Source organism: Streptomyces sp. NBC_01591, assembly GCF_035918155.1.
GTDB lineage: Bacteria > Actinomycetota > Actinomycetes > Streptomycetales > Streptomycetaceae > Streptomyces.
The window spans coordinates 2,900,626-2,921,181 of the sequence record NZ_CP109327.1 but is presented as its reverse complement, the minus strand read 5'-3'; the positions used below and the strand labels follow the sequence as shown (position 1 = coordinate 2,921,181).

The following is a 20,556-nucleotide window of genomic DNA, read 5'->3' as shown; positions in this document are numbered from 1 at the left end:
CATCGGCACGCTCCACGGCTGTCGTACCCCACCCGTAGACTTCACCCGTGGCAGGCAGGATCAATGACGACGATGTGAAGGCGGTACGGGACGCGGTCCCGATCGACGCCGTCGTTTCCGAGTATCTCCAGCTGCGCAACGCGGGCGGTGGCAACCTCAAGGGACTCTGCCCGTTCCACGACGAGAAGTCCCCCTCCTTCCAGGTGAGCCCGAGCAAGGGTCTCTTCCACTGCTTCGGCTGCCAGGAGGGCGGCGACACGATCGCCTTCGTGCAGAAGATCGACCATCTGACGTTCGCGGAGGTCGTCGAGCGGCTCGCCGCCAAGGCGGGCATCACCCTGCGGTACGAGGAGGGCGGCTACAACCCCTCCCACCAGCGCGGCGAGCGCATCAGGCTGGTCGAGGCGCACAAGGTGGCCGCCCAGTTCTACGTCGAGCAGCTGGACGGCCCCGAGGCCGAGATCGGCCGGAAGTTCCTCGCCGAGCGCGGCTTCGACCAGGCGGCCGCCGCCCACTTCGGCGTCGGCTACAGCCCGGCGGGCTGGGACCACCTCACCCGCTATCTGCGCGGCAAGGGCTTCAGCGACAAGGAGCTGATCACCTCCGGCCTCTCCCAGGACGGCAGGCGCGGCCCCATCGACCGCTTCCGCGGCCGGCTGATGTGGCCGATCAGCGACACCTCCGGCGACATCGTCGGTTTCGGCGCCCGCAAGCTGCGCGACGACGACAACGGACCGAAGTACCTCAACACCCCCGAGACCTCGATCTACAAGAAGTCCCAGGTGCTGTACGGCATCGACCTGGCGAAGAAGGACATCGCGAAGGCCAGCCGGGCGGTGGTCGTCGAGGGCTACACCGACGTCATGGCCTGCCATCTCGCCGGGATCACCACCGCCATCGCCACCTGCGGCACGGCCTTCGGCGGCGACCACATCAAGATCCTGCGCCGCCTCCTGATGGACAACGGCAGCGCCCGGGTGATCTTCACCTTCGACGGTGACGCGGCCGGGCAGAAGGCCGCCCTGCGCGCCTTCGAGGACGACCAGAAGTTCGCCGCGGAGACATACATCGCGATCGCCCCTGACGGCATGGACCCCTGCGATCTGCGCCTGGCCAAGGGCGACGAGGCAGTCCGCGATCTGGTCGAACCCCGCACCCCGCTCTTCGAGTTCGCGCTCCGCCAGATCGTCGGCCGGTACGACCTGGAGACCCCGGCGGGCCGCGGCGCCGCGCTCGACGAGGCGGCCCCCGTCGTCGCCCGGATCAAGAACAGCTCCTCGCAGCACGAGGTCGCCGTCCAGCTGGCCGGCATGCTCGGCATCCTGGACACCCAGTTCGTCGTCAAGCGGGTCGGCCAGCTCGCCCGCTGGGCCCGCGAACGGGGCGACCAGCGGGGCCCCGGCCAGACACCCTCCCGCGGCGGCCCCCGGCACCAGCAGGTCCAGGCGCCCGCCGCCGCCCCCTCCGGCCCCGCGCTCAACCTCCGCAGCCCCGCCCACCGCACCGAGCGCGAGCTGCTGAAGCTCGCCCTGCAGAAGCCCGCCCTGGTCTCCCCGGCCTTCGACGCCTACGGGGCCGACGAGTTCACCGCCCCGCCGTACGCCGCCGTCCGGCAGTGCATCGCGGAGGCGGGTGGCGCCGAGCTGGGCGTCCCCGAGACTCGCGAATACCTGGTCCAGGTCCTGGACGTGGCCCCCAACGACACGGTGCGCAATCTGGTCACCGAGCTCGCCGTCGAGGTCTTCCACGGCAAGACCATCGACGAGACCTACGCGGGCATGCAGCTCGTCCAGGTCCGGCTGCGCGCCGTCGACCGCCGGATCAACGACGTACAGGGCAGCCTCGCCCGCCTCGGCAGCAATGTCGCCCCGGACCACCTGGCGGCGGCGCAGAACGAGGTCTGGGTGCTCCAGCAGTACGCCCAGTCCCTGCGCAACAGCGGGGCCGACGCGCTCTGACACGTAGCGCCTTCCGGTGGGAGCGCCCCGCGTAATCGCCCGGTCACGGACCGAACTCAGAAAGTCCCCGCACGCCCCTCGTGGCAGCGATGTGTCTTCCCCCACACTGGGGGCGGTGCCTGAGACATCGGAGCGCGGCCGGCCCATCGAACGGTGGTCCTCCATCCCCGCGGTCCGGCAGCGATCACCTGGAGGTCGCCCCCGTGCAGACCCGGACCCTGACCGAAACCGAGCATGTCTCGGCCATCCCCGCGCAGAACCGGGCCGTGCGCCATCCGGAGGGAGCGGTGGAATCGCCGATACCGAGCGAACCGCCCGAGGCACTCATGGAGGAGACGCCCCAGGCGCCCGAGCCACCCGAGCCGCGGAGCCGTCCGGAGACCGCCGGTCCGTCCTCCGACCTCTTCCGCCAGTATCTGCGGGAGATCGGCCGGATCCCCCTGCTCAGCGCCGCCGACGAGGTGGAGCTCGCCCGCCGTGTCGAGGCCGGGCTCTTCGCCGAGGAGCGGCTCGCGAGCACCCCGGACCCGGACACCCGGCTGGCCGTCGATCTCGACCGGCTGGTGGTCATGGGGAGGATGGCCAAGCGCCGCCTCATCGAGGCCAACCTCCGCCTCGTCGTCTCCGTCGCCAAACGCTATGTCGGCCGCGGGCTGACCATGCTCGATCTGGTCCAGGAGGGGAACCTCGGGCTGATCAGGGCCGTCGAGAAATTCGACTACGCCCGGGGCTACAAGTTCTCCACGTACGCGACCTGGTGGATCCGCCAGGCCATGTCCCGCGCCCTCGCCGACCAGGCGCGGACCATACGCGTCCCGGTCCATGTCGTCGAACTGATCAACCGCGTCGTACGCGTCCAGCGCCGGATGCTCCAGGAAAGCGGCTACGAGCCGACGGCGGAGGAGGTCGCCGGCCAGCTCGACCTCACTCCGGAGCGGGTCGGCGAAGTCCTGCGGCTCGCCCAGGAACCGGTCTCGCTGCACGCCCCGGTCGGCGAGGAGGACGACGTAGCCCTCGGCGACCTGATCGAGGACGGCGACGCCGCGTCCCCGGTCGAGTCCGCCGCGTTCCTGCTGCTGCGCGAGCACCTGGAAGCGGTGCTCTCCACTCTCAACGAGCGCGAGCGGAAGGTGGTCCAGCTGCGCTACGGGCTGGACGACGGGCGGCCCCGCACACTTGAGGAGATCGGCCGGATCTTCGGCGTGACGCGCGAACGCATCCGCCAGATCGAGTCCAAGACCCTCAACAAGCTGCGGGACCACGCCTTCGCCGACCAGCTCCGCGGCTACCTCGACTGACGGCGTGAGGGCTCGCACCGCCGGTCGGCGGTGCGAGCCCTCGGGTCCGAACGGGCGGCGCTCCTAGTCGACTTCGGCGACTGCCTGCGCGAACTGCGCCGAATACAGCCGGGCATAGGCGCCCTCGGTGGCCAACAGCTCCTCGTGCGTGCCCTGTTCGACGATCGAGCCGTTCTCCATCACCAGGATGACGTCGGCGTCCCGGATGGTGGAGAGCCGGTGCGCGATCACAAAGCTCGTACGGCCGTGGGCCAGCCGCGCCATCGCCTTCTGGATCAGCACCTCCGTACGGGTGTCGACGGAGCTCGTCGCCTCGTCGAGCACCAGGATCACCGGGTCGGACAGGAACGCCCGCGCGATGGTGATCAGCTGCTTCTCGCCCGCGCTGACGCCGGAGCCCTCATCGTCGATCACCGTGTCGTAGCCGTCCGGCAGCGTACGGATGAACCGGTCGGCGTGGGCCGCCTTCGCCGCCTCCTCGATCTCCTCGCGGGTGACCTCGCGCGACGCGCCGTACGCGATGTTGTCCGCGATCGAACCGCCGAACAGCCAGGTGTCCTGGAGGACCATGCCGATGCCCTGCCGCAGGTCGTCGCGCGACATCTTCGTCACGTCGACCCCGTCCAGCGTGATCCGGCCACCCGTCACCTCGTAGAACCGCATCAGCAGATTGACGAGCGTGGTCTTGCCGGCCCCGGTCGGTCCGACGATCGCGACCGTGTGACCGGGCTCGACGCTCAGCGACAGATCCTCGATGAGCGGCTTCTCCGGGTCGTAACGGAACGACACCTTCTCCAGCGAGACGCTGCCCCGCAGCTCCTTCGGGCGCTCCTGCTCGCCGGGCGCGGGGTCGGCGCCCTGCTCCTCGGCGTCCAGCAGCTCGAATATCCGCTCGGCCGAGGCGACACCCGACTGCACCAGGTTCGCCATCGCGGCGACCTGGGTCAGCGGCATCGAGAACTGCCGGGAGTACTGGATGAACGCCTGCACGTCACCGATCGACAGCGAGCCCGAAGCGACCCGCAGACCACCGACGACGGCGATCAGCACGTAGTTCAGGTTGGAGACGAACATCATCAGCGGCTGCATGATCCCGCTGTTGTACTGCGCCTTGAAGCCGGCCTCGTACAGTGCTTCGTTCTGCTCGGCGAAGTCCCTCGCGGACTCCTCCTGCCGGCCGAAGACCTTCACCAGGGTGTGCCCGGTGTACATCTCCTCGATGTGGGCGTTGAGCTTGCCCGTCACCTTCCACTGCTGCACGAACTGCGGCTGCGAGCGCTTGCCGACCTTCCTGGCCACGACCACCGAGAGCGGCACCGTCGCCAGTGCGACGAACGCCAGCAGCGGCGAGACCCAGAACATCATGATCAGCACGCCGACGATGGTGAGCAGGGAGTTGATGAGCTGGCCCATCGTCTGCTGCATCGTCTGCGAGATGTTGTCGATGTCGTTCGTCGCCCGGCTGAGCACCTCGCCGCGCTTGGCCCGGTCGAAGTACGACAGCGGCAGCCGCGACAGCTTCGTCTGGATGTCCTCGCGCAGCTGGAAAATGATCCGGTTGATGATCCGGATCGACAGCCGGGTCGCCACCAGCATCAGCAGGCCGGCCCCGACATAGACCGCCAGCGCCACCAGCAGTACGTCGCCCACCGCGCCGAAGTCGATGCCGTGACCGGGGACGAAGTCCACCCCGGAGAGCATGTCGGCCAGACCGCTGTTGCTCTTGCGCAGGCCCTCGATGGCCTGTTCCTTGGTCGTCCCCTCGGTCATCTCCCGGCCGACGACCCCGGCGAAGACCAGGTCGGTCGCCCGGCCGAGGATCTTCGGCCCGATCACCGACAGGCCGACGCTCAGCGCACAGGCTGCCAGCATCACGTACAGCGGGGTCTTCTCCGTCGCGAAGCGCTTCAACAGCCGCTTCGAGGACCCCTTGAAGTCCATGGACCGGTCGGTCGGCGCCCCGCCCGCCATCATGCGTCCGCCAGGCCCGGCCATTACGCGGCCTCCGCTTCCGTCAGCTGGGAGAGCACGATCTCCCGGTACGTTTCATTGCCGTCCATCAGCTCGTGGTGGGTGCCGGAGCCGACGACCCGGCCCTCGTCCAGCACCAGGATCCGGTCCGCGTCGCGGATGGTGGACACCCGCTGCGCCACGATCACCACGGTCGCCTCGGCCGTCTCCTGCGTGAGCGCCCCGCGCAGCGCGGCGTCGGTGGCGTAGTCGAGCGCGGAGAACGAGTCGTCGAAGAGATAGATCTCCGGCCGCTGCACCAGCGTCCTGGCGATGGCCAGCCGCTGCCGCTGCCCGCCCGAGACATTGGTGCCGCCCTGCGCGATCGGCGCGTTCAGACCGTGCTCCAGCGCGGTGACGAACTCCTTGGCCTGCGCGACCTCCAACGCGTGCCACAGCTCCTCGTCGGTCGCGTCCGGGTTTCCGTACCGCAGGTTCGTCGCGACCGTCCCGGAGAACAGATACGGCTTCTGCGGTACGAGACTCACGGTCCTCGCCAGCAGCGCCGGCTCCAGCGTCCGCACATCCGTACCGTCGACCAGCACCTGACCGTCCGTCACATCGAACAGCCGCGGTACGAGACCGAGCAGCGTCGACTTCCCGCTGCCCGTCGACCCGATGATCGCGGTGGTCTCGCCGGGGCGGGCCACCAGATCCACCGACCGCAGCACCGGCTCCTCGGCGCCCGGGTAGCGGAAGTCCGCGCCGCGCACCTCCAGATGACCGCGGGCGAGCAGCTTGCGGACCGGCTCGACGGGCGGGACCACGCTGGACTCGGTCTCCAGGACCTCCTGGACGCGCTCGGCACAGACCTCGGCACGCGGCACCATCATGAACATGAAGGTGGCCATCATCACCGACATGACGATCTGCATCAGATAGGCGAGGAACGCGGTCAGCGCGCCGATCTCCATGCCGCCGCTGTCGATGCGGTGGGCACCGAACCAGAGCACGGCGATCGACGAGACGTTCACGACCGTCATCACGGTGGGGAACATCAGCGCCATCAGCCGGCCCGTGGACAGCGCCACATCCGTCAGCTCGGTGTTGGAGCCGCGGAACCGCTCCTCCTCGTAACCGTCACGGACGAAGGCGCGGATGACCCGGTTGCCGGTGATCTGCTCGCGCAGTACCCGGTTCACCGTGTCGAGCCGCTCCTGCATCGTGCGGAACAGCGGGCGCATCCGCTTCACGATCAGGCTCACCGCGATGCCGAGCACCGGCACCACCGCGAGCAGCACCGCGGACAGCGGGACGTCCTGGCCGAGCGCCATGATGATGCCGCCGACACACATGATCGGGGCCGACACCATCAGCGTGAACGTCATCAGCACCAGCATCTGGATCTGCTGGACGTCATTGGTCGTACGGGTGATCAGCGAGGGCGCCCCGAAGCGTCCGAGCTCACGTGCCGAGAACGACTGCACCCGGTCGAAGACCGACGCCCGGACATCACGGCCGAGGGCGGCCGCGGTACGGGCGCCGTAGTAGACGGCCCCCATGTTGCAGACCACCTGGCCGATGCTGACGGCGATCATGATGCCGCCGAACTCGAGGATGTAGCCGGTGTCCCCCTTGACGACACCGTTGTCGATGATGTCGGCGTTCAGGGTGGGCAGATAGAGGCTGGCGCAGGTCTGCAGCAGTTGGAGGAGGACCAGGAGCAGGATGGGCTTTCTGTACGGACCGAGATAGGCCCGCAGGAGTTTTATGAGCACACGTGTCTCTCGGAGTCGGCAGAGGGCGGGAGTCGACCCATTTTCCGGCACCGGCGGCCGCGACTGCGAGCGATTTTACTCAAGACCAGGTCAAAAAACAGACCGAGTACACAAGTGGAGGGGCTCACCCCCACCGGTGTACCCGGCCCTGTCGTGCAGGCGTACGGACTCAGTTCGCGGAGTCGAACGCCCCCGGGTGGATCTGGTCCCGCGTCGCCACGTACTGCTGGCGCACCGCCTGCCCGACCGCCAGCTCCTCGCCCGGCTCCAGCACCTGCGCCGCGGCACCCTGCCAGGCCGGGGGAGTGAGCGGATCGCCCGTCCCCTGCGAGACCCCCAGTGCCCAGGCCGCCTGCCGGGCCGCGCCCAGCGCCGCGTATTCGGCGGGCTGCGGTACGACCACCTGCGTACCGAACAGCGCCGGAGCGAGCCCCTGCACGGCGGGCAGTTCGGCCGCCGCCCCCAGCAGGAACACCCGGCGCACCTCGACGCCCCGGCCGCGCAGCACGTCGAGCGCGTCGGCCAGCGAGCACAGCATCCCCTCGAACGCCGCCCGCGCCAGGTGCTCCGGCTTCATCGACTCGCGCCGCAGTCCGCACAGGGTCCCCGCGGCGTGCGGCAGATGCGGCGTCCGCTCGCCCTCCAGATACGGCAGGAGTACCAGCCCGGACGCGCCCGGCGTGGACTTCAGCGCCAGCGCGGAGAGCTCCTCCAGGCCCTCCACGCCGAGCATCTCGGCGGTCCCGCGCAGCGCCCGTACCGCATTGGACGTGTGCACCACCGGCAGATGCTTCCCGGTCGCGTCCGCGAACGAAGTGATCATCCCCGACGGATCGGACAGCGCCTCGTGGTGCACCGCCATGACCGAGCCCGACGCACCCAGCGACACCACCGCGTCGCCGACCCCGACACCGAGCCCGAACGCCGCGGCCATCGTCTCGCCGGTCCCCGCGGAGATCAGCAGCCCCTCGGGCGTCGTCCCGGCCGCATCGGCGGGACCGAGCACCTCGGGGAGCGCGGCCTGGTGCCCGAGTGCGAGCTCCACCAGGTCGGGCCGGTAGGAACCGGTGTCCGCCGACCAGTAACCGGTGCCGGACGCGGCACCCCGGTCGGTGGTCCGCCGGGTGGGACGCCCCAGCAGCTGCCACACCAGCCAGTCGTGCGGCTGCAGCACCGCGGCCACCCGCTGGGCGGCCTCCGGCTCGGTCCGTGCCAGCCAGCGCAGCTTCGCCACCGGCTGTGCGGCCTGCGGCACCGCCCCGACCGCCTCGGCCCAGGGCTGCCGCCCGCCGAGTCCGTCGACCAGATCGGCCGCGGCGGCCTGCGCCCGCTTGTCGTTGCCGAGCAGCGCCGGGCGTACGAGATTGCCCTGGTGGTCCAGTGGCACCAGGCCGTGCTGCTGGGCGGAGACGCCGATGGCCTGCACCCCTTCGAGCAGCCCGCCGCCGGCGGCCTCGCCGAGCGAGAGCAGCCATGCCTGCGGGTCGACCTCGGTGGCCTTCGCTTCGACGGGGTGTGCGGCGAACCCCCGGCGCAGCACGGCGCCCGTGTCCGTATCGCAGACGACGATGTGTGTGAAGGCGGAAGAACTGTCCAAGCCGGCGACTATCCCCATACCCAAGATTCTGCCGCACCGCCGGAGCGTTTCCGTACCGGTGGTGCGGCAGTGGCGGGGGCGGTATCGCTACGTGTTGCTGGTGCCCCAGTCGTCCTCGCCGTTCCGGCCGCGGTCCCGCAGCGAGTGCACCCGGTCGGCCACCGAGGCCGGGACCTTCTCGCCGACCTTCTCGCTCACCGCGTGGTACGCCTTGCCGGCCAGCTCACGGCCGCTCTGGGCCGCAGACTCGGCGGTATTGCGCACGGCCGGATTCTGGGCGAACTGACGTGCGGACTTCTTCAGCTGCTCGTAGCGCTCGCGCCCGGCCCGTGCCCCGATCACGTATCCGAGGGCCAGTCCGGCGATGAACGTGAGCCGGTACCGCATGGCTGCCACCCTTCCTTGCTCAGTGCGACGCTCAGTGCGACGTGTGCTGCCCGCCTACCCGCGGGCACCGGAGATCACCCCGGGGGATACCGATTGGCAAAGCACCCCCCTGCTTGCGCTAATGTATGTGTCGCAGCGAACGCGCGCCGCCCGGCAGCAGCCAGGCAGGTAGGGTTCGGTGCATACGCAGCAATCCCCTGTAGCTCAATTGGCAGAGCAGCCGGCTGTTAACCGGCAGGTTACTGGTTCGAGTCCAGTCGGGGGAGCGCGATCCCCTGTAGCTCAATTGGCAGAGCATTCGGCTGTTAACCGGAGGGTTACTGGTTCGAGTCCAGTCGGGGGAGCGGAACGGAAGAGGACCCTTCGGGGTCCTTTTTTCGTGTGCTCGCCGACGGTCGTCACCGTGGTGCGTGTGGGGCGCATGTGACTCTTTCGCGTGCACTTCGCTCCATCCGGAACCGGACGGCCGACGGCGCGGTCTTCATGGTCAGGCGAAGCCGACCATCCGGAGCGAGAGATCGTATGACCGGCTATGCTGCGGCAGACGGCACGCACACTTGTACGCGCCACGCCGAAAAGGGGCGGTAGCTCAGCCGGTTAGAGCAGCGGACTCATAATCCGTCGGCCGTGGGTTCGAGTCCCACCCGCCCCACCAAGAAAAACGTTCTGACCTGCGAAAACGCGGCTGGAGGGTTGTTTTCGCGTGTGGCGTTCGCTTCTCGTCGGCGACGCGGGGCGGGCGCTCCTGGCCTGGCTCACCGGGTCCTAACCCCCTTGACCTGGGGTTTTAGGCGAAACGCGGGTTTGAGTTCATGGCGATGATCTCACGATGAGCCCATGGCCCCTCAGTGTGACACGCAGCACAACGCGCCGAATGTCTTGCGGCCTCTGACCGTCGTCTCGGGGGACGGCTTCGTCGCGGAGATCGACATCGTCACCGGCACGTCTCGTCGCTTTCGACCCGGTCGCCGGGCGTGAGCTGTGGCGCTTCGACCTCCCCCCGAACCTGACCACGGGAGTGGCCGCGCTGGCGACCCGCGGCCGACACCTGGAAGTCGACGAGGCGGTCCGCCATCGCTGCGGCGATGGCGGACCGCTCACCCCCGCACGGCCTGACCACCGCCCAGGCGGGGCAGAACGGCCAAATCCCGTAGTGCCGGGCTGGCTGCCCTACGGTCGACCCGGCTAGCACCAGGAATCCGATACGTGGCTCGCGTCGGCGTTCCAGCAGAGGCAGTACAGCGAGGGCGAGCGTGGCCAGCACGGTGAAGGAAGTGATCCGCCCTTGCAGCACTTCAGCGACGGCCAGTACGAGTAGCAGCCAACCGCTGACATACGGATAGCGGGCTGAACGCGGCCAGGCGGTGGGCCGGAGTGACGACGGATGCATGTACCAAATTGTCGCGCGGGGCCCGTGCGAGGTCATCACCGCACGGGTTGACTCCAAGCCCCCGGCTGGTACTGAGGGGTGACTCCGAGAACCACACCCCGGTGTGACGATTCGCCCCGCCCTCTTGCGAAGACTGTTGAGCAGGAACGCAAGAGGACTGGAGGGATCGATGCACGGGCTGCGGCAGGTGTTGTTCGACTCGACCGGACCTGACCGGGCAACTGCTTCTGTGTCTGAACCAGTGCGGCTTGCTTCTGCGCGGGTGACCGCGGCAGTTGAGGACCTCGCTGCGCCCGGGGCTGCCCGCAAGTCAAAGCAAGACCCTGACCGGAGTCCGCGTAGCACGAAGTCCTCGCAGAGCCTGCGCATACCCGCTCAGGCGGAGACGCTCTGCTGGTTGGCATGCATGTTGTTTGCGACGCTGCTCTCCCTGCTGACAGACCTCTTGCCGCACCGGGTATGGGGGGCTGTGCCGCGGTCGGATACGGTGCGGCGGCAATACTGTCCCACCGGGCCAGTGCCCCTTGGGCAAAGCCGAGCTCTGTGGCCGCGGTGGTGGGGGCTGTACTGGCTCCGCTGCTTCTCCTGGTCGTAGCGGGGACACGCCAGCTCGAAGTTCAGGTGGTTGAGCAGTCCGGGGTGCTGCTGCTGGACTCCGGAAGCCCCTATGTGCCGGCCCCGGCCGCGCTGTGGGAATACAACCCGTACCTGCCTGGGATGGCGCTCTTCGGACTCCCGCGGGCCGTACTGGGTACGGGCTTCCTCGCGGATGCCAGGCTCTGGTTCGGCCTTGTCTTCCTCGGTGCCATGTTCCTGGCCGCGCGTACGGCTGCAGGGAGGACCGGCCGTCGTGCCGTGTCCTGGAGGGTCCTCGGCGGCTCGCCTTCCGGCAGCGTCTTGCCTGCGCTGTGGCTCGCCGCTGCGCCGGTCGTGGCCCTGCCACTTGCAGTGGGCGGTGTTGATCTGCCGGTGATCGGTCTGATGTGCCTGGCTCTGGCCCTCGCGGGACGCGGCGGTTCGGGCGTCGGGGCTGGGCTGGCCATGGGTGCTGCGGCGGCACTCAAGTGGACGGCCTGGCCGCTTCTGCCAGTTGGCCTGGCGCTCCTCCTGGTCACCGCTGGGCGTCGCGTCGCGGTGCGTGCCGCTCTCGTGGCCTTCGCGGTGAGTGTGCTCGCGGTACTGCCCATAGCACTCGCGGCCCCGCATACCTTCGCTGAACATGTCCTGCTTTTCCCGCTCGGAGAAGGGGGTACAGGATCGCCCGCGACCAGCCCCCTGCCCGGCTATCTCCTGACGGCCCACGTTCCGGGGGGCTTCGTGCTCGCGGTGGCAGCTCTCGTGCTGTCTGCGCTCGGCGTGGCCGCCTCGCTGGTCGTCCGGCCGCCGCGTACCACGGTTGCCGCCGCTGACCGGCTGGCTCTGGGGCTTGCACTTGCGATGTGCCTGATTCCCGCCACCCGGTTCGGATACCTCGTCTACCCGCTGGTGCTGGTCTGCTGGTTCCGACTCACGTCGGCCACCCGGCCGACACGGGAGCGCGGATGACTGGCAAAACCGCCGCGCGCTACCGCTCCGGGTGCCTCGTCACTTGGACATATGCGGTACTGCGTGCTTTGAGCAGGCGATTCTCCTTTGTCGAGTCGGAGATCGACGGCCTGCACAAAGTGATCGGGGAGGGGGACGTCTGTCTGGACATCGGTGCCGAGTACGGGCTCTACACCTACGCCCTCTCCCAGGTCACGGGGCCGAAAGGCAGTGTGCACAGCTTCGAGCCATTGCCGGGAGCCCATCGCGTGCTCAGAACCGGAATCCGACTGCTCGGCTGCACGAACGTACACGCCCACCAGCTCGCGTTGAGCATGTGTCCCAAGGAGCAGGCAGTCATGAGCCTGCCCTACCGCCGATGGTTGCCAGTGCACGGCCGCGCCTTCGTGACTGACGGAGCCCAGGGGCTCGGGCCCAACGCTGAGTTCGCCAAAGAAATCCGGCTGAACGTGCGGCTGAGCACCGTGGACGAGATGGTCGCGGTCTCTGCGCTGCATCGAGTGGACTTCATCAAGGCCGACGTCGAAGGCGCGGAACCCTTGGTGCTGGCAGGAGCGGAAGAGACCTTACTGCGTGACCGGCCCACTCTTCTGCTGGAGATCGAAGAGCGTCACCTGGCGAAGTACAACGCGCGCGCCGACGAACTGGCTGATCGGCTGCGATACGCCGGCTATGGAATGTTCCTGTGGCGAGAAGGCAAGTGGCGCCCCGTAGACCAGGTCACCTCCGCGCACCGCAACTATCTGTTCACCGTAAAACCGCTGGAGAGCTGACCCACACATGCCACGAACCCTGATCGTCACCAATGATTTCCCGCCCCGTCAGGGCGGCATCGAAACCTTCGTGCACGCCATGGCCGCACGGTTCCCGCCTGACCGTGTTGCCGTCTACACCTCCAGCAGCCCGGGTGACCGTTCCTACGACGCAGGGCTACCGTTTCCGGTGGTGCGGGACCGCACCCACATGCTGCTGCCGACCCCCCGGGTAACTGCACGCGCCGCGAGGCTGGCACAGGAGTTGGACTGCGACAGCGTCTGGTTCGGTGCTGCGGCCCCGCTGGGGCTGATGGCTGGAGAACTGCGGCGACGCACAGCCGTGGAGCGGCTCGTCGCCACCACTCATGGGCACGAGGTCTGGTGGGCGCGCACTCCCGGGGCCCGGGCACTATTGCACCGCATCGGCGCACAGACCGACTCTGTCACCTATTTGGGGTCCTACACCCGGCAGCGCATCGCTTCTGCCATCGGGCCGAAGTCGGCGGCACGCATGTCCCGGCTTGCGCCCGGCGTGGATCCTGATGTGTTCCGCTGTTCCGGCGAAGGCGCAGCCCGGGTCCGTGACCGATACAGGCTTGGTACGGCCCCCGTCGTGCTCTGTGCGGCCCGCCTCATTCCTCGTAAGGGGCAGGACACGTTGATCCACGCACTGCGACTCGTGAGGCAAAGCGTGCCTGATGCTGTCCTGCTGCTGGTCGGCACGGGGCCGTACGAAGGAGCTCTGCGTCGGCTCGCGGCCAAACAGGGCCTGACGGGAAGCGTGATCTTCGCGGGCGGGCATCCTCATGAGGAAATGCCCGACTTTTACGCGGCCGCACAGGTATTCGCAATGCCGTGCCGTACCCGCCGCGCGGGCATGGAGGTGGAGGGCCTTGGGATCGTCTTCCTCGAAGCTGCTGCAGCAGGGCTGCCCGTGGTAGTGGGTGAATCGGGAGGAGCCCCCGACGCGGTACAGGACGGGGAGAGCGGATTCGTCGTGGATGGCAACGAGCCGCGAGGCGTCGCCGACCGACTCACCGCGCTGCTGAGCGACGCCGAAAGCGCGAGTCGGATGGGCGCGAAAGGAAGGGAGTGGGTGCGCAGGGAGTGGGGTTGGGATACGGCGTACAGCCGGCTGGCTGAACTGTTGAAAGTGACAGGAGAGTGCGCTGTGACGAGTGGGCCCGAGGGATCGCGTCTGCCGTGAGCGGTGGGGGAGCGCCGGACAGGCGGGGGGTATCCGCCCATCCGACGCCGGCTGCCTACGCGCAGCTCATGAGCCACTTGGCGACGATGCCTGCACGGTTGCGTACCCCGTAGCGGTCGAAGAGACGCTGCATGTGAGATTCCACGGTCTTGGGCGACATCCGAAGGGTTCGGGCTATCTCCTTTCCGGAGTACCCCTCCGCGATGAGAGCGACGATCTCAGCCTGGCGTCTGCTGAGCCGCATGGTGTCTTCCTGACGGGTAGCACCACCATGCACTGCAATGGGCGTGGTCAACGTGATCGGCCTCTCCGGTATCAGTGGGCCCTGGATCTCCATGGCCCGGGCTGCGAAGTTGCGGTCGCACAAGATCCTTACTTCATTGACACGATTCCGCGCCGGAGGAACCCCCGGTCCACCCCGGGGGCCCGGGGCCGGTTTGTACCGAACCCAGGGTTCTTTAAATGCCGCAACGCCAGATATATGCCTCTATATGCGATGTGGGCGTTCTTGTTGATGCATGAGCAAACAGTCCGGGGTACGCCGCGCCCCACATGCAAAATGATCATCAACCGGAGCTCTAGCAGGGGGATGTGTGCACAACATGGGGGCCGACCTCCTCGAGAGAGAAAGAGAAGTAGAACAAATCGAGTTGGCGCTTGCGGATGCCTCGGCGGGGCGCGGGCGGGTGGTGGTGATCGAAGGTGACCCAGGAGTCGGCCGGTCGTTGCTTCTCAACGCTGTACGGAAGAAGGCCCAGGGTGCCGGGATGCGTGTGCTCTCGGCTCGAGGCAGCGCGGCGGAGCATGACGTGCCTTACGGGGTCTGCCTCCAGCTCTTCGAGGAACTCTTCGAGAACGAGGAGCGGGAGGGGGGAGAGAGGGCGGCAACCGAGAACAGCACTGCTCCAGGCGGCATGGTCCCCGTCGGAGGAAGCGAGCTTCTTGCTGCTCTCAGCGGAAGCGTCGGGAAAATTACCACAGTGATGGGCCTGGGCGGCGGCGATTCAGGGCCGGCGGCAGCTGCCGGGATAAAACTACTGTGCCGTCTTGCCCTCCGTCTGGCCGCACGTTCTCCGCTTGTCCTGCTGGTCGACGACATGCAGTGGGCAGACGACCTCTCTCTCCAGTTCCTGGCTCACCTTGCCAATCGGCTGGACGACCGGTCGGTCCTGCTTGCGGTTGTGACCGATGCGCGTCACACAGGAACAACTGCCGGCCGTACGGCGGACCTGATGGCCGGGTTGGATTCCACCGTGCCGCTGTGGCTGGCCCCTTTGTCCTTGACTGCTACCGCGCGCGTGGTGGGGGCTCACTGGGCGGCGCCGGCGGATGATGAGTTCGTCTCGGCCTGCCATTTGATGACACGTGGCAACCCGTTCCTGCTGCAGGAACTGTGCGCACAAGCTGCGCGGGATGGAAGGGTTCCCGCGGCTTCGGACATCTCGCGTCTGCGCGCGACACTGCCACGGACCGTCATACGGCGGACTCGTCTCAGACTCCACTCCCTGTCTCCAGAGGCACTGCGCCTCGTCGAAACGGCGTCACTCTTCAACGATGAGGGGGCGACTCTCGACGAAGCCGCCGAAGCTTCGGGCTTGGAGTCAGGGGCGGCGTCGCAAGCCATAGATGAAGCCCTTGCCGCAGGCATGCTGCGCGACGCGGGCCAGGTGTGTCTGGCGCAGCCGTTGCTGGGCAAGGCCATCGCCGAGTTGATACCGCAGGAAGCGCGAGAACGGGGGCACAGGGCCGCCGCACGAGTCCTCGGCATCCGAAAGGCTCCCCCGCTGGAGATCAGCCGTCACTTGCTGCACGTCCTCCCTCTCGGTGATCCATGGACCGCGTCCATCCTTCGCAGCGCCGCCCGCGAAGCCATGGGCCAAGGTCACCCGGGCCAATCAGTCAGACTTCTCCGCCGTCTCCTGCGGGAAAAGGCTCCAGGGACAAGGGAGTACGACGTGCTCGCGGAACTCGGGGCTGCGGAGCTGGCGGCCGGCAGTGCTGAGGCACCACATCATCTGCATCAAGCGATGACCCAGGCACCCACTCCTGAGGCCTGGGTCACCACCGGCATTCACTATGCGCTGGCCCTGGCCCGGCAGGGCCGGCATCCGGCTGCCTTTGCGCTGCTCGACGAACTCTCGTCATGGACACCGAGCCTGGACGACCGCCTGCGCGCCCGGCTGGATGCGGTGACAGCACTGCTGACGCTGGGCCCTGTGGAAAGCCGCTCTGCCATCCGTGACCTCGTTACTGCCAGACAACTCGATCGGGCCGGCCCAGGGCCGGACACATCACTTCTGTGGGCGCTACGTCTGGCGGTGGAACAGGACCTCGACGCCACTGCGGAGAGCATCACACTGCGCACCAGAGACACCAGACACTTGATCGAGTCAGCAAGCGACGAGGTCGTTGGCGTTCCTGCGGTACACATCACCGTCTGTGGACTGGCTGCCGCGGGGCGCCTCACCGAGGCGCACACCCTGCTCGTCGAGGCGTTACCCCATGTCCTTGAGCTCGACGCTCCCATCCACCACCCGGATACCGTCGCGCTGCAGGCCATGCTGGCCTACGGCCAGGGCTGCCTGGCCGACGCGGAACAGCGCGCACGGGCCGTTCTCGACACGCGGACAGAAGCCTGGCCGACCAGCCCTGCCGCCCCCCTTGCTGCAGCAGTTCTCGGCCATGTCCAACTGGATCGGGGGGATAGGCCAGCAGCTGTGCAAACGCTGAAGAGCAACGTGTTGCCCGACCGAGTGCCGGACCACCTGTACTTCGCGCCACTCGCCGATGCCCGCGCACGCCTCTGCGCCGAACTGGGTCTCTTTGATGAGGCGCTGGAAGAGTGGCGCCGCAGCCGCCGCCTGACCTCCAGTGGGCGACTGGGGCTGCACATCACCGGCTCGTGGCATCACATCGCCCTGGCACTCATCGAAACCGGCCGGGCAGAGGACGCCAAAGACCTGGCACGCCAAGAGACGGAGACGGCCGTCTCATTTGGTGCTCCCTTCGCCCTCGCGCGAGCCATAAGAGTCAACGCGGCCCTCTACGGGGGGAGCCGGGGGAAGGGCTGACCATGCTGCTCACCGCATTCGGTATGGCAGGCCGCGCGTTCGACGAAGGCTGCATCGAGCAGGGTGGCGTGCTGCCCGTACGGCATCAGGGACCGCACGCTACCTCTACCGGCTCCTCAGCGGTGACCCCACCACCGCACTGCCGGATCGCAATGCAATCGTGCACCCCGTCGGGTTCACCGAGGAAGCGGGGGCTCGCGTCACCCAGGCTCTGCGCGAGGCCGCAGACCGTGCCCGTGACGGCCTGCACGCAACAATGAGACGAAACGGCTGGAGCCCCCGGCGGCTTCCTCAAGGCGTTACGTCACTCTTCATGCTTGGCCAGTCTTTCAGCACAGCGAACCTGCAGGCTGCATGGCTCAACTACGCTCTGCCCAAGCACCGCCTGATCAGCACGCCCTTCGCGGATCGAGACGTCGTCGAGTACGCGCTGGCGCTTCCCGACCGGCACCGTATCGGGTTCGGGCACGGTCTCACCGTCGACAAGTTCGCCCTGCGTCTTGCCTATGCGGATCGCGGCGTCCCCGCAGGGATCGGGCACCGGATGCAGCAGGCCCGCATCGATTCCATCTCCGCGGTGTTCGCGAACCAGAACTTCGATCTCTGCCGTTCCATCCTTACTCCGGATTCCGTGTTGTGTCGCACGGGCGTGCTGAGTCATACCTTCATCGAGGGGCTCAACCAGGCCCGGGTGCACCGCAACGGGGAAGAGATCGCCCGCCTGTGCGTGATCGAGCGTTGGCTGGAGGGACTGGAAGATGCGTAGCAACAATTCGATGGACGATGGCGAGATTCCAGTCACCGAGCAGACTGGCGATATGAGAATCGCCGACCATCTCATCTTTCGGGAGCTTCCCTTTTGCGGAGTGCTGCTCGACACGAAGCGGTTCACGGTCCATCGCCTCTCCCAGCGCGGATCCGAGGCCCTGCGGACAGCGCTGCATCCCGGCACCCCGAGCCCCTACGAGTTGATTCTCGATAGCAACGCCGAGAACACTGCGCCCCTGTTCCGTCAGCAACTCATAGCGCGCCTCACCGCCGCTGGAATGTTGCACCAGGTCACCGGGGAGCATGACCGTTGAACCCTGGGCTGCCTGAGTTGTCGATGCCCACGGCACCAGATGCCGGAGCGTCAGATGCTCTGAAATGGATCAGCGACCGGCTTGCATTTTTCATGCCGAAACCGCAGCGGGATGCTCCCCGCGACGGGCTCAAGCCACTGAGTGAACTGGCTCTCGTCTATTTCCACCTTGTCCAGGGGCCCGGTGCCCACCTACAACTTGACCGTTGGCGAGAATTCATCACGGCGACATGTTCTGGGGACGTCGTCGACAGAGCCACTACAGCCCCGGCTGCAGACGGCATTTACCTGATGCAGCCCTACCTGTGGCTTAGAGCTGCTGGTCACCGCCACGGCAGATGCGAAGATGCCCTGCGGAAATTGGCACGCGCGGGGGCACGGCCTGGTTCGCCCGGCACCCTCCATGCCCTGAGCCTCGCCGGCCTGGTGCGCACCGAACAGGACTGGTCCCACCTCTGCCGCACTCACGCAGAGCGCGCTGCTTGGACCGACGCGGAACTGGTTCATGAGGCATACCGGATCACCCACGCAATCTTTTACGCCACAGCCATGGGCGCACGTCCCGCAGATCTGACCATCACAGCCACCGAACAGGAACGACTTGTCAACCTGGTCGAACGTCTCCGAAGTTACGCCTTCGGCGCCGGTCGCTGGGACCTGCTCATCGAGACTCTGATAGCCCTGCGCGGTCTCAACTCCGCCAACCGCGCCGCAGAAGCGGCGTGGATGGTGCGGCGTGGACTTCTAGGGCCTCCCTGCCACGGTGGGGTCCCACTCGATGACGCTGCTGCCCGGCAGATCACCCTCCTTGCACCCACACCGCGAGATCCGGTGCTGTTTCGCTCGTGCTATCACGCCACCCTGGCCCAGTTGCTGCTCCAGGCCCTGCTGGCCCCCGCACAGGAAGTCACCCGTCATGTCTGAGGCCGACACATCTCAGCTCCCTGCCCTCGACGCGGAGGTCATTGTCATAGGTGCCGGGCCCGTAGGACTGATGCTGGCCTGCGAACTGTCACTGATGGATGTCGACGTGCTGGTGCTGGAGCGCGCAGACGACTTCGATCGGCGTCTGCGCGCCCCCGGTATTACCGCACGCAGCATTCAGGCTCTGGACCGCCGTGGCTTGCTGGACCCACTGATGGCTGCCACGGCCGATGTCGAGCCGGCATACAAGACAGAGCGTGGGCCGCTCGGGGAAGCCCCCGACATGCTGCCGATCCGGGCCGGGGTATTGGAAGAAGTCCTGCATGGGAGGCTGTCACAGCTTGGAGGGCGACTGGAACGGGGAGTCAGTGTCACCTCCGTTGTGGAGCAATTCAACGCATCTGGCACAGCGGGCACTGAACCTGAGCAGACCGATCAAACGGATCACGTGGCCGTGACTTCCACTGACGCTGAAGGCACTGAGAAAACCCTTCGCGCCCAGTATGTCGTTGGCTGTGATGGCGGACGCAGCACCGTGCGTAAAGCAGTCGGTATCGACTTTCCTGGTGGCGGCCCCGAAGTGACCGGCTATCAGGCAGTTGTAACGGTGGAGCCGGAAGGAATTCTGGAACGAGCCTGGCGCCGTACTCCGCGAGGCATTACTGCCTACGCTCTCGGCCCCAGCCGCATCGTCAGCGTCGAATTCGACACTCCTTCCATCGACCGCAGCAGTGAGGTAACCCTTGACGAAGTTCAGGACAGTCTGCGCCGTACCAGCGGCGTCGAAGTCACTTTGCGCGACCCAGTCTCTCTGAGCCGTTTCACAGGCAACTGCAGACTGGCCGACCGGTACCGAAACGGTCGAGTCCTGCTGGCAGGCGACGCGGCCCACGTGCATCCGCCTTTCGGTGGACAGGGTCTCAATCTAGGACTTCAAGATGCGGTCAACCTGGGGTGGAAACTGGCCGCAACCGTCCACGGCACTGCTGCTACCGGCCTGCTTGACAGTTACGAGGACGAACGTCGCCCCGTAGCAGCACGTGTGCTGCGCAATTCCGAGGCCGCAACAAGACTTCTTCATCCCGGTGTGGACAACACAGCGCCGTATGAGCTCTTCTTTCAAGAGCTGATGACGGATCCAGCCGTGAAACGGCGCCTCCATGAGGTGTACGCGATGAAGGATCTGTTTTACGCGATGAGCGCAACCGAGGCTTCCTCCGAAAGAGTGGGCCGCGCCGCACCCGACCTTGTCCTTACGTCTCACGTGAACACTTGCAGAGAAGCGGCCCGAATGGCTGCACGCCAACGGTCTGGACTTGCCGTGCTGGTGTATCCAACTTCTCAGACATGGCCTTTGGAAACCGTTGGTCATTGGCGGGACCGGGTAGAGGCCGTGCCTGTCGATCCTCTGTCCGATGAAGAGACGGCCTTGATGCTGGTGCGACCTGATGGCTACGTGGCATGGGCTCCGCTTCCAGGATCCACACCAGATCCTGGAAGCCTGGCTGCCGCCCTGAAGCGGTGGTTCGGCGAACCCTTGAGCGAGACCGAGCACGCTGTCGTAGCCCCTACGACTGCTGAGGCTCCGGGCTCGGTGTCGTCAAGCTGAGCTCCG

16 protein-coding genes and 3 tRNA genes are annotated in these 20,556 nt (G+C 67.1%); 13 read left to right on the top strand and 6 right to left on the bottom strand.

Annotated features, from left to right (window positions below; translation table 11 throughout):
• The first annotated feature begins 47 nt into the window (after positions 1-47).
• Complete coding sequence (gene dnaG / locus OG978_RS13660) at positions 48-1,958, top strand: DNA primase (protein ID WP_326765494.1); 1,911 nt, start codon at positions 48-50, stop codon at positions 1,956-1,958.
• Between the two features lie 203 nt (positions 1,959-2,161).
• Positions 2,162-3,256, top strand: a complete 1,095-nt coding sequence (locus OG978_RS13655) for an RNA polymerase sigma factor (RefSeq protein WP_326765493.1) — start codon at positions 2,162-2,164, stop codon at positions 3,254-3,256.
• 63 nt (positions 3,257-3,319) lie between these two features.
• Here the strand turns inward: OG978_RS13655 and OG978_RS13650 are convergent, their stop codons facing one another.
• The 4 genes from OG978_RS13650 to OG978_RS13635 all read right to left on the bottom strand — a co-directional run bounded on the left by OG978_RS13650 (position 3,320) and on the right by OG978_RS13635 (position 8,968).
• A complete protein-coding gene (locus OG978_RS13650; protein WP_326765492.1) occupies positions 3,320-5,251 on the bottom strand; it encodes an ABC transporter ATP-binding protein in 1,932 nt (643 codons plus the stop codon).
• Positions 5,251-6,984: an ABC transporter ATP-binding protein gene (locus OG978_RS13645; RefSeq protein WP_326765491.1), complete on the bottom strand. Its 1,734-nt coding sequence runs from the start codon at positions 6,982-6,984 to the stop codon at positions 5,251-5,253. Before OG978_RS13645 ends, OG978_RS13650 begins: the two co-directional genes overlap by 1 nt.
• Positions 6,985-7,153: 169 nt before the next feature.
• On the bottom strand, positions 7,154-8,599 hold the full coding sequence (locus OG978_RS13640) for an FGGY family carbohydrate kinase (protein ID WP_326765490.1): 1,446 nt from the start codon (positions 8,597-8,599) through the stop codon (positions 7,154-7,156).
• Between the two features lie 69 nt (positions 8,600-8,668).
• The gene (locus OG978_RS13635; protein ID WP_326765489.1) at positions 8,669-8,968 is read right to left on the bottom strand and encodes a YtxH domain-containing protein; all 300 of its coding nucleotides are present in this window, start codon (positions 8,966-8,968) and stop codon (positions 8,669-8,671) included.
• Between the two features lie 193 nt (positions 8,969-9,161).
• Between OG978_RS13635 and OG978_RS13630 the strand changes: the two genes are divergently transcribed.
• The 3 genes from OG978_RS13630 to OG978_RS13620 all read left to right on the top strand — a co-directional run bounded on the left by OG978_RS13630 (position 9,162) and on the right by OG978_RS13620 (position 9,623).
• A tRNA-Asn gene (locus tag OG978_RS13630) sits at positions 9,162-9,234 on the top strand.
• A gap of 5 nt (positions 9,235-9,239) precedes the next feature.
• Positions 9,240-9,312: transfer RNA gene (locus OG978_RS13625), tRNA-Asn, on the top strand.
• 234 nt (positions 9,313-9,546) lie between these two features.
• Positions 9,547-9,623 (top strand) — tRNA-Ile (locus OG978_RS13620).
• Positions 9,624-9,902: 279 nt separating this feature from the next.
• Here OG978_RS13620 and OG978_RS13615 read toward each other — a convergent pair.
• Positions 9,903-10,358: a hypothetical protein gene (locus OG978_RS13615; protein ID WP_326765488.1), complete on the bottom strand. Its 456-nt coding sequence runs from the start codon at positions 10,356-10,358 to the stop codon at positions 9,903-9,905.
• Positions 10,359-10,979: 621 nt separating this feature from the next.
• Between OG978_RS13615 and OG978_RS13610 the strand changes: the two genes are divergently transcribed.
• Genes OG978_RS13610 through OG978_RS13600 form a run of 3 tightly spaced genes read left to right on the top strand, consistent with a single transcriptional unit; the run spans position 10,980 to position 13,865 of the window.
• Positions 10,980-11,903, top strand: coding sequence for a glycosyltransferase 87 family protein (locus tag OG978_RS13610; protein WP_326765487.1), 924 nt, complete (start codon positions 10,980-10,982; stop codon positions 11,901-11,903).
• Positions 11,900-12,676 (top strand): FkbM family methyltransferase, encoded by a 777-nt coding sequence (locus OG978_RS13605; protein WP_326765486.1) that lies wholly within the window; start codon positions 11,900-11,902, stop codon positions 12,674-12,676. Before OG978_RS13610 ends, OG978_RS13605 begins: the two co-directional genes overlap by 4 nt.
• 7 nt (positions 12,677-12,683) lie before the next feature.
• Positions 12,684-13,865 (top strand): glycosyltransferase family 4 protein, encoded by a 1,182-nt coding sequence (locus OG978_RS13600; RefSeq protein ID WP_326765485.1) that lies wholly within the window; start codon positions 12,684-12,686, stop codon positions 13,863-13,865.
• 55 nt (positions 13,866-13,920) lie between these two features.
• Here OG978_RS13600 and OG978_RS13595 read toward each other — a convergent pair whose 3' ends face one another.
• On the bottom strand, positions 13,921-14,109 hold the full coding sequence (locus OG978_RS13595) for a response regulator transcription factor (protein WP_326765484.1): 189 nt from the start codon (positions 14,107-14,109) through the stop codon (positions 13,921-13,923).
• Between the two features lie 358 nt (positions 14,110-14,467).
• Here OG978_RS13595 and OG978_RS13590 point away from each other — a divergent pair, with 358 nt between their 5' ends.
• From OG978_RS13590 to OG978_RS13570, 5 genes are all read left to right on the top strand, one after another.
• Complete coding sequence (locus OG978_RS13590) at positions 14,468-16,936, top strand: AAA family ATPase (RefSeq protein ID WP_326765483.1); 2,469 nt, start codon at positions 14,468-14,470, stop codon at positions 16,934-16,936.
• A gap of 313 nt (positions 16,937-17,249) precedes the next feature.
• A complete protein-coding gene (locus tag OG978_RS13585; RefSeq protein WP_326765482.1) occupies positions 17,250-17,702 on the top strand; it encodes an asparagine synthase-related protein in 453 nt (150 codons plus the stop codon).
• A complete protein-coding gene (adfB, locus tag OG978_RS13580; protein WP_326765481.1) occupies positions 17,695-18,018 on the top strand; it encodes an actinodefensin-associated protein B in 324 nt (107 codons plus the stop codon). Before OG978_RS13585 ends, adfB begins: the two co-directional genes overlap by 8 nt.
• A gap of 23 nt (positions 18,019-18,041) precedes the next feature.
• Complete coding sequence (locus tag OG978_RS48280) at positions 18,042-18,941, top strand: DUF6895 family protein (RefSeq protein WP_442817833.1); 900 nt, start codon at positions 18,042-18,044, stop codon at positions 18,939-18,941.
• Positions 18,934-20,550 carry an FAD-dependent monooxygenase gene (locus tag OG978_RS13570; protein WP_326765479.1) on the top strand — a complete coding sequence of 539 codons (1,617 nt, stop codon included), beginning with the start codon at positions 18,934-18,936 and terminating at the stop codon, positions 20,548-20,550. Before OG978_RS48280 ends, OG978_RS13570 begins: the two co-directional genes overlap by 8 nt.
• Positions 20,551-20,556: the final 6 nt, after the last annotated feature.